Source organism: Actinoplanes sp. NPDC049802 (assembly GCF_040656595.1).
Classification (GTDB): domain Bacteria; phylum Actinomycetota; class Actinomycetes; order Mycobacteriales; family Micromonosporaceae; genus Actinoplanes.
In genome coordinates this window covers 55,743-64,135 of sequence record NZ_JBFAMR010000048.1, presented here as the reverse complement: position 1 = coordinate 64,135, position 8,393 = coordinate 55,743, and the positions used below count along the sequence as shown (strand labels likewise).

Genomic DNA, 8,393 nt, shown 5'->3' with positions numbered 1-8,393 from the left:
CCTGTTGTCCGGCACGTTGTCGGCCGGGCATGTGAAAGAGATTCCAGGGCGGCGGGTGCCCACCGAGTACCCGCACCGGTGCCACCCGGTTGCCGAAGTTCAGCCCCGAACGGGCCGAATCGCTTGCACCGGACGGCCGCCACCAGGTAGCCAGAGGGAATGAATTTGATCATCGACGGCCACAACGACCTGCCGATGCGGCTGCGCGAATGGCACGGGTCGGCCGTTGCCGGGCTGGAGAAGGAACGACCACCCCTGCACACCGATCTGCCACGGTTGCGGACCGGCGGAGTCGGCGGCCAGTTCTGGTCCGTCTACGTGCCGTCTGACCTGCCCGAGCCGGAGGCGGTCACCAGCACCCTCGAACAGATCGACCTGGTGCACCGGATGGTCGCCGCCTACCCGGACGACCTCGCCATCGCCTACACCTCGGCCGACGTCGAACGGGCCATGGCGGGCGGGCGGATCGCCTCGCTCCTCGGCGTCGAGGGCGGGCACTGCCTCGGCGGCTCACTCGGCGTGCTGCGCTCCCTGGCCCGCCTCGGCATCCGTTACGTCACCCTCACCCACAACCACCACACGTCGTGGGCCGACTCCGCCACCCAGGACCCGGTGCACGGCGGCCTCACGGCCGAAGGGCGGGCGATCGTACGCGAGATGCAGCGCCTCGGCGTGCTCGTCGACCTCTCCCACGTCTCCGCCGACACCATGCGCCACGCCCTCGACGAGGCGCTCGCACCGGTGATCTTCAGCCATTCCGGCGCCCGCGCCGTCACCGACCACCCCCGCAACGTCCCCGACGACGTCCTCTCCCGGCTGCCCGGCAACGGGGGCGTCATCCAGTTGACCTTCGTCTCGTTCTTCGTCTCCGCGGCCGTCCGCGACTGGACGCAGGCCGCCGACGCCGAATGGGAACGTCTCGGCCTGCCCCCGCTCGGCGAGGGCTGGCCGCGCGGCCCGCACCCCGGCGAGGACAGCGCCCCGGTGCCCACGTCACCGATCATCGGCCACGCCGACGAGCCGGCCTTCCGGACGTGGCTCGACGCCAACCCGAAGCCGTACGCCACCGTCGCCCAGGTGGCCGACCACGTCGACCACGCCCGGGAGGTCGCCGGCGTCGACCACATCGGCATCGGCGGCGACTTCGACGGCACCCCGGAGGTGCCCAGCGGGCTGTCCGACGTCTCCGCCTACCCGCGCCTGTTCGCCGAGTTGCGCGACCGTGGCTGGTCCGACACCGAACTGGAGAAACTCGCCAACCGCAACATCCTCCGCGCCATGCGCGACGCCGAGGACCACGCCTCGGACCCGCTCTGGCCCCGCTGACGCCCGCGCCGCCCGGCCACCCCGGCGGGCGGCTATGGCGCCAGGGCGGAGCGCAGGCGTTTCGCCTCCTGAACCAGGCGGGTCGTGCCCGGCCGGTCCGCCGCTTCGGTCAGCGCGGGGATGTCGGCGCGGGCGCCGAGTGTCACGGCCACCTGGGTCGCCAGCTCCAGCAGGTCGGGTAGCGACCCCTGCGGGGCCTGCAACAGTACGGGGAGCGCCGCGGCGATCGCCTCCCAGACCGCGACCGTCGCGCCCGCGCGGTGGGCGTCGGCCAACCCGGGGACGACCCGGTTCAGCTTGACGGCGCCGTCCGAGCAGAGGTCACCGATCGCGGCCCCGACCATGGTCCCGCTGGTGGGCTCGGACGGGTGTGCCGCCGAGCGGGGTGGCCGGCCGGCGGCGTCGGCCGCGGCGAGGGTCAGGAAGGCGTCCACGGCGGCGGCGCGGTCGGGCTGGTGCTTGGCGCCGAACGTGTAGGCCAGAGCGGTGGCCATGGCCGGGCCGACCGGGCCGGCGCGGTCGGCCAGCATCGGCAGCAGCCTCCCGCGGCCCTTCTGCCCCTGGTCGGCCGTCGACGCCACGTCGCCCAGCGCCCACGCCGCGGCCACCTCACGGTGATGGGGCAGCACCATGGCCAGCACCTCCTCGGCTCCGTAGAAGTGGTTCGGCCGGTGAACCGGGTATGCGAACGGCTTGAGGGTGAGCAACTGCCGCTCCAGGCGCAGGCCGCCGTCACGGGACGGCAGCAGCGTCGCCACCACCCGGCGGGGCACCTGGGCGTCCCAGCTGTGGCGGCGGCCGGCGGGCCTGGCGCCGTGCTGGGTGAAAAGCTCGCTCACCGGGTCGGGCAGGCCGCCGGAGGCGAGCCATTGGGCGAACTGCCGGCCGGCGGGGGAGGTGAGCGCCGCCGCGCGGGTGGACACCCCGGCCGGGACGGCGGCGCGGGGCAGCCGGAGCAGGGCCTGCTCCAGGTCGAAGGGCCACGGCTGCCAGCCCTCCGCCTCGGCCCGGGACAGCCGCTCCAGCAGGACGGCCGGGTCCAGGCTGCCGGTCACATGGGTGGGCGTGGCGACCAGCATCGGCATCATCGAGCCGCTGAGGTGCACGGCGACCTCGGCGGCGCGCAGCGCCAGGACGCCGTCCGGCCTGTCGGACAGCTTCGAGCCGGCCCCGCCGCGGCGGCCCTCCTGCCAGGCGATCCGCACGGCGCTGAGCAGCTGCTGGTGGGTGCTGTCGTGGCGGGGCGCGTCGACCACCATCCGCACGGCGGTGGCCAGGCAGACGAACGGCGAGCCGGAGTCCCGTCCGATCTCCTCGAACCGGTCGGGATGCCGCTCGATCACCGGGCTCAGGGCGGCGGCCAGCGCGGCCCGCTCGTCGGCGGCGTGCAGCGAGACCAGCGCGGCGAGAACCCGCTCCCAGCGGACACCGGACTGATCGTGCAGCAGCGCGGCAAGCTCCTCGGCCAGCTCGGCGGCGGAGGCGATGGGCGGCGGCATGAGGGCCGGCTCCGGGGGCGGCGGCAGCGACGGCACGCCCAAGGGCCCGGCCACCGGGGCGGCGGCGCCGAACAGTGCCGCGGCCCGGGCCGGCAGATCACCGCCGAGGACCGCGGCCGCCTCGGCGAGCCGGGCCACGGTCTCCGGCGCGAGCCGGGGAATCTGCTTGCCGACCAGGGTCAGTGCCCGCTCCTGAACGTCGAGGGCCGGGTGACCGAACGCCGCGGCGATCGCCCAGGACACCTCACCGGCCCGCTCCGGCTCCCGGAGAGCCACCCTCTCCAGCCAGGAGAGCTGGCCTTTGACCAGGGTCTTCTCCGTGCGCAACAGTGCGGTCGCGCTGGCGTCGAGCAGAGTCTCCAGGTCGAGACGCCCGGCGTCGTCGAGCACGCGCAGCGCACGCTGGGACAGCGTGGCCACCGGGCCGGCGCCGTCGCCGAGCATCCGCGCGTAGTCGAGGGTGGACGCCGCGATCTCGTCGACCGTCGGCGCCAGCTCGTCGTGCAGCTGCACGAACGGGCGCAGCGAATTGGGCTTGTCGCCCCGCAGCAGCCGGTCGACGACAGCGGCCAGGATCTCCTTGCGCTCCAGGCGGCCCTCGGCGACGAGCGACACGACGGCGGTGGTGAAGTGACGGGCAGCGGTCGGCGGGCCGTCCGACGCGGCCCACGAGAAGCCGGTGATGACACCGCCCATCCCGTCGAACTCGAAGACGGCCGGCAGCAGCACGTCGAGGAACGGGTCCTCGCGCATGCGCACGTCCAGCGGGGGCCGCTTCTGGCCTCGATCCCCGAACGGCCGCAGCAGACCGCGCAGCCAGCCGTTAACGACGCCCTCGGTGACCGGTGGCTCGACCCCGCCGGCCCGCATGATCGACGCGACGAACACCCACTGCCCGGTGTCCGAGTCGTCGCGGGCGCGCCGGCGGCGGATCAGCCGGGTCCCCAGGTCACCGAGCCAGTCCAGCCGGCGGGCCTGGGCGATGGCCAGGAACCGGTCGACCGGGATCAGCCGCCACCTGTCCCGGAGATTGCGGTGCGTCAGCAGGCCGGCGGCCCTGGCGGCGCTGGGCGCCGTGCCGATGACGGCCAGAGCCCACGCCGGTGCGGGGTTGACCGCGGCCCGCCACCACAACGCCGGGTCGGCGCCCTTGACCGCGGCCTCGACCACCTTGCCGAAGGCGAGCCGCTCCTCCTCGCTGAGGTGCAGCAGCAGCCGGGCCACTCCGGCGTGGTCGCCGGACTGTGCCCGGCGCTCCAGCATCTGCACGGCGAGCGTCATGCCGGGGCCTCCGCCGCGTCCAGGTCGGCGGTCTCCCCGGCGAGGACCATGCGGACGGCGAGGGCGTGCTTGCACGGGCCCCGCTCGCCGCGGTGCTTGGCCCACCACGGGCAGGTGCAGGAGGTGGCGTCGCGGACGTGGTACGTCTCGGCGCCGCTGACCACCACGGACACCTCCGGGCCGGGGGTGACCGCCCCGGCGGCGACCAGGGTGCGGGCGCCGGCCAGACGGGGATTCATCTTCTCCACGACGTCCGCTGAGTAGGGCAGTGTCCGATGGAAATACCCCGCCTCGGCCACGTCGTAGCCGACCCGCCCCGCCGTGCCGAGCTGGGTGAGCGCGTCGCGGACCCGGCGGGCGTCCAGCCCGGAGGCCCCCGCCAGCGCGTCCACGTCGATCGTCGGGTCCCACGAGAGCAGGGCGCTGATCAGGTCGGCGTCGTCGGCGGCCTCGTCGCTGGCCAGCGAGTCGAGGACCGCGCCCTCGCCGGAGAAGCCACGGTACGGCTCCGGCGACAGGGTCAGCGACAGCCGCAGCGACGGCATGCTCAGCTCCCAGGTGCTGGCGACCGGACCGCTGCCCGCCGCCACGGCCGGGCCGTAGACCGCGAGGCTCGTCGCGTACCGAAGGAAGGGTTTGAGGGCGGCGAGGCGCCCGGCGCCCGGCAGGCAGACCGCGCCCGGCGTGGGCCGGGAGGTGAAGCGCAGCGAACGCCCGGCCGGAACCGCCCAGAGCACCGACTTGTCGTTGGCCGGCAGCCGGTTGAGCAGCACGCGGGCCTCGGTGACGCCGAGCTCGGCACGTGGGTCGAAGCGGGCGGTCAGCACCTGGGCCTCGGCGAAGCCGCGCAGCCAGCGAGACGGCAGCGGCACCTTCTTCTCCACCAGCTCGCCGTCGAAGGTGGTGACGGTGAGGTCGTCGGGCCCGACCGCCATGTGCATCGGGTCGGCCCGCCCGACCCGGGTGAGCGCCCGCTGCAACGGCAGGTTGACGTCGACGTTGGTGGTGCCGTGCGCGACGATGTCGCCGTCGAGCCCGCCGGGCAGCACGTCCATCCGGGCGTAGACGCCGCAGCAGCCGGAGAACGACTCGAACCGCAGCCGGTCGGAGCCGGCCGTGACCACCGGGTCGAGGCTGGCCGGCGGCAGCGGCCGGAAATACCGGGTGCGGGCGACCTCGGCGACCGCGAGCAGGCCGGTGGCCGCGGCGCCGGGATCGGTGAGGAAGCCGGTGAAGAACCGGGGATGCGCCGCCGGGCCGCCGGAGGTCTGCAGGGTGAGGCCGTCGTCGAGGGCCGACGAGCCGAGGTACGAGTACGCCGCGGAAACCATGCCGCAGAACCTAGACGCCGGGTACGACAATTCCGAACGGCCTGAAAATACGCGGCCGGTCCACCGGAGTGAGAAGGGGGACACCGGGTACACCGGCCCTGGACGGGTACTAACCTCGCGGGCAGGGTAACGACCCGGCCGGTTCGCGGGTGCCGGGCCGCGGATCGTGCCACGATTTTGTGCGTCGTCCAGGTTCGGAGTGGGAGAGATGAGCGAACGCGTTTCCGACAGCGCCGAGTGGCAGAGTCTGCAGGGGCTCGCGGAGAAGTTCTCGGCGGTGCATCTGCGTGACCTGTTCGGCAGCGACCCGCAGCGCGGTGAGCGCTACGCCGCCGAGGTCGCCGGGTTGTATGTCGACTACAGCAAGAACCTCGTCACCGACGAGGTGCTGACCGCCCTCTTCGCGCTGGCCCGCCGGGCGCGGCTGGGTGAGAGAACCACCGCGATGTTCTCCGGTGAGCACATCAACATCACCGAGGACCGCGCGGTCCTGCACACCGCGCTGCGCCTGCCGCGTGACGCCTCGCTCGTCGTCGACGGGCAGGACGTGGTGGCCGACGTGCACGACGTGCTCGACCGGATGGGCGCGTTCGCCGAGAAGGTCCGCTCCGGCGAGTGGAAGGGCTCCACCGGCCAGCGCATCAAGACGGTGGTGAACATCGGCATCGGCGGCTCCGACCTGGGCCCCGTGATGGCGTACGAGGCGCTGAAGGACTACGCGCAGCGCGACATCGAGTGCCGGTTCGTCTCCAACATCGATCCCACCGATCTGTTCGAGAAGACCCGCGACCTGGACCCGGCCACCACCCTGTTCATCGTGGTGTCCAAGACCTTCACCACCCAGGAGACGCTGACCAACGCCAAGCACGCGCGGTCCTGGCTGCTCAAGGGTCTGACCTCGGGTGACGAGGCGGTCGCCAAGCACTTCGTGGCGGTCAGCACCAACGCCGCGAAGGTGGCCGACTTCGGCATCGACACGGCGAACATGTTCGGTTTCTGGGACTGGGTCGGCGGCCGCTACTCGCTGCCGTCCGCGGTCGGGCTCTCCGTCATGATCGCGATCGGCAAGGAGCACTTCGCCGAGATGCTCGCCGGCTACCACGCCATCGACGAGCACTTCCGCACCGCGCCGCTGGAGCAGAACGTCCCGGCGCTGCTCGGCCTGCTCAACGTCTGGTACGACACGTTCCTGGGCGCCCAGTCGCACGCCGTGCTGCCCTACGCCCAGTACCTTCACCGGTTCGCCGCGTATCTGCAGCAGCTCACCATGGAGAGCAACGGCAAGTCGGTGCGCCTGTCCGGCGAGCCGGTCACCTTCCAGACCGGCGAGGTGTTCTGGGGCGAGCCCGGCACCAACGGCCAGCACGCCTTCTACCAGCTGATCCACCAGGGCACCAAGCTGATCCCGGCGGACTTCATCGGCTTCAGCGTGCCGAACCACGACATCGGCGAGATGCACGACCTGTTCATGTCGAACTTCCTGGCACAGACCGGCGCGCTCGCCTTCGGGCGGACGCTGGAGCAGGTGCAGGCCGAGGGCACCGACCCGAAGGTGGCGCCGCACCGGGTGATGCAGGGCAACCACCCGACCACCACGATCCTGGCGGAGAAACTGACGCCGGCGACGTTCGGGCAGTTGGTGGCGCTCTACGAGCACATCACCTTCACCCAGGGCGTGATCTGGGAGATCAACTCGTTCGACCAGTGGGGTGTCGAGCTCGGCAAGGTGATGGCCAACCAGCTCGCGCCGAAGCTGACCTCGTCGTCGGCGCCCGCCGACGACGCCGACTCGTCGACGAACACGCTGATCAAGCGGTACCGGGCCCAGCGCGGCCGCTGATTTCTGTCGTACCCCGCTTCTAGGCTCAGGGTCGTGGACACCACCACGGCCCTGAGCCTTCGCATGACCAGCCTTCTTCTCGGCCCGCGTTCGTTGCCGGACGTGCCGGGCATCGTCGAGTGGTTCGGCGCCATGCAGGCGCAGGATCTCAACAGCGTCCTCTGGTCGCTCGGCGCCCGCCTGCCCGGCGTCACGCTGCCCGAGGTGGTGGCGGCGACCGAGCGGCGTGACGTCGTCCGGACGTGGCCGATGCGCGGCACGGTGCATCTCGTCCCGTCCGCCGACGCCCACTGGATGCTCGCGCTGACCGGGGTGCGCGCGCTGGGCGGGGTGGCCCGCCGCTGGGAGCAGCTCGGGCTCGACGAGAAGACCGCCGAGCGGTCCATGGAGATCCTCGCCGCCGCCCTCGCGGGCGCCGGCGGCCGCCTGACCCGCTCCGAGTGCCTGGCCGCGCTCACCGAGGGCGGCGTCGCCGTCACCGGGCAGCGCGGCTACCACCTTCTCTGGTATTCGAGTCAGCGCGCGCTGACGGCGATAGCGCCCAACCGTGGTGCCGAGCAGACGTTCGTGCTGCTCGACGAGTGGGCGGGGGAGCGCAACAGCCCATCCCGTGAGGAGGCGCTGGCGATCCTGGCACACCGCTACTTCCGGTCGCACGGCCCGACCACGGTCAAGGATTTCGCCGGCTGGACCGGGCTGACGCTGACCGACTCCCGGGCCGGGGTGGCCGCCGCCGGGCTGCGGCCGGTGGAGGTGGAGGGCGTGGAGATGTGGGCCGATCCGGCGGTGCTCGACGCCGGCCCGGTGACCGGGTGGTGGGCGCTGCCCGGCTTCGACGAGTACCTGCTGGGTTACAAGGACCGGTCGATGATGGCCACCGCCGGTCAGCTGGCCGAGGTGGTGCCGGGCGGCAACGGGGTCTTCCAGTCGACGCTGGTCCGGGACGGGCGGGTGATGGCCACCTGGAAGCGGACGCTGGGGAAGAAGGCGGTGACCGTGACCGTGCGGCCGCTGGCCGTGTTCGACCCGGAGCGGGCACGGCAGGCGCTGGAACCGTTCGCCGCGTTCGTGGGCCTCCCGCTGACTGTCAAGACTCTGCCGTGAAAACCGCGGCAC

5 protein-coding genes are annotated in these 8,393 nt (G+C 72.7%); 3 read left to right on the top strand and 2 right to left on the bottom strand.

Going from position 1 to position 8,393, the window contains the following annotated elements:
* Window positions 1-159: 159 nt before the first annotated feature.
* A complete protein-coding gene (locus AB0I88_RS27965) occupies window positions 160-1,326 on the top strand; it encodes a dipeptidase (protein WP_361030807.1) in 1,167 nt (388 codons plus the stop codon).
* Window positions 1,327-1,358: 32 nt separating this feature from the next.
* Here the strand turns inward: AB0I88_RS27965 and AB0I88_RS27960 are convergent, their stop codons facing one another.
* Both AB0I88_RS27960 and AB0I88_RS27955 read right to left on the bottom strand, forming a co-directional pair.
* Complete coding sequence (locus tag AB0I88_RS27960; RefSeq protein ID WP_361030804.1) at window positions 1,359-4,106, bottom strand: DUF6493 family protein; 2,748 nt, start codon at window positions 4,104-4,106, stop codon at window positions 1,359-1,361.
* Window positions 4,103-5,437 carry an SWIM zinc finger family protein gene (locus AB0I88_RS27955; RefSeq protein ID WP_361030802.1) on the bottom strand — a complete coding sequence of 445 codons (1,335 nt, stop codon included), beginning with the start codon at window positions 5,435-5,437 and terminating at the stop codon, window positions 4,103-4,105. Before AB0I88_RS27955 ends, AB0I88_RS27960 begins: the two co-directional genes overlap by 4 nt.
* 208 nt (window positions 5,438-5,645) lie before the next feature.
* Here AB0I88_RS27955 and pgi point away from each other — a divergent pair, with 208 nt between their 5' ends.
* Complete coding sequence (pgi, locus tag AB0I88_RS27950) at window positions 5,646-7,277, top strand: glucose-6-phosphate isomerase (protein ID WP_361030800.1); 1,632 nt, start codon at window positions 5,646-5,648, stop codon at window positions 7,275-7,277.
* Window positions 7,278-7,310: 33 nt separating this feature from the next.
* On the top strand, window positions 7,311-8,381 hold the full coding sequence (locus AB0I88_RS27945; protein ID WP_361030797.1) for a winged helix DNA-binding domain-containing protein: 1,071 nt from the start codon (window positions 7,311-7,313) through the stop codon (window positions 8,379-8,381).
* The last annotated feature ends 12 nt before the right edge of the window (window positions 8,382-8,393 follow it).

Bases quoted from the DNA above. Each gene is read 5' to 3' on its own strand.
- AB0I88_RS27965 (WP_361030807.1), top strand. From the start codon at position 160: ATGAATTTGATCATCGACGGCCACAACGACCTGCCGATGCGGCTGCGC.
- AB0I88_RS27960 (WP_361030804.1), bottom strand. From the start codon at position 4,106: ATGACGCTCGCCGTGCAGATGCTGGAGCGCCGGGCACAGTCCGGCGAC.
- AB0I88_RS27955 (WP_361030802.1), bottom strand. From the start codon at position 5,437: ATGGTTTCCGCGGCGTACTCGTACCTCGGCTCGTCGGCCCTCGACGAC.
- pgi (WP_361030800.1), top strand. From the start codon at position 5,646: ATGAGCGAACGCGTTTCCGACAGCGCCGAGTGGCAGAGTCTGCAGGGG.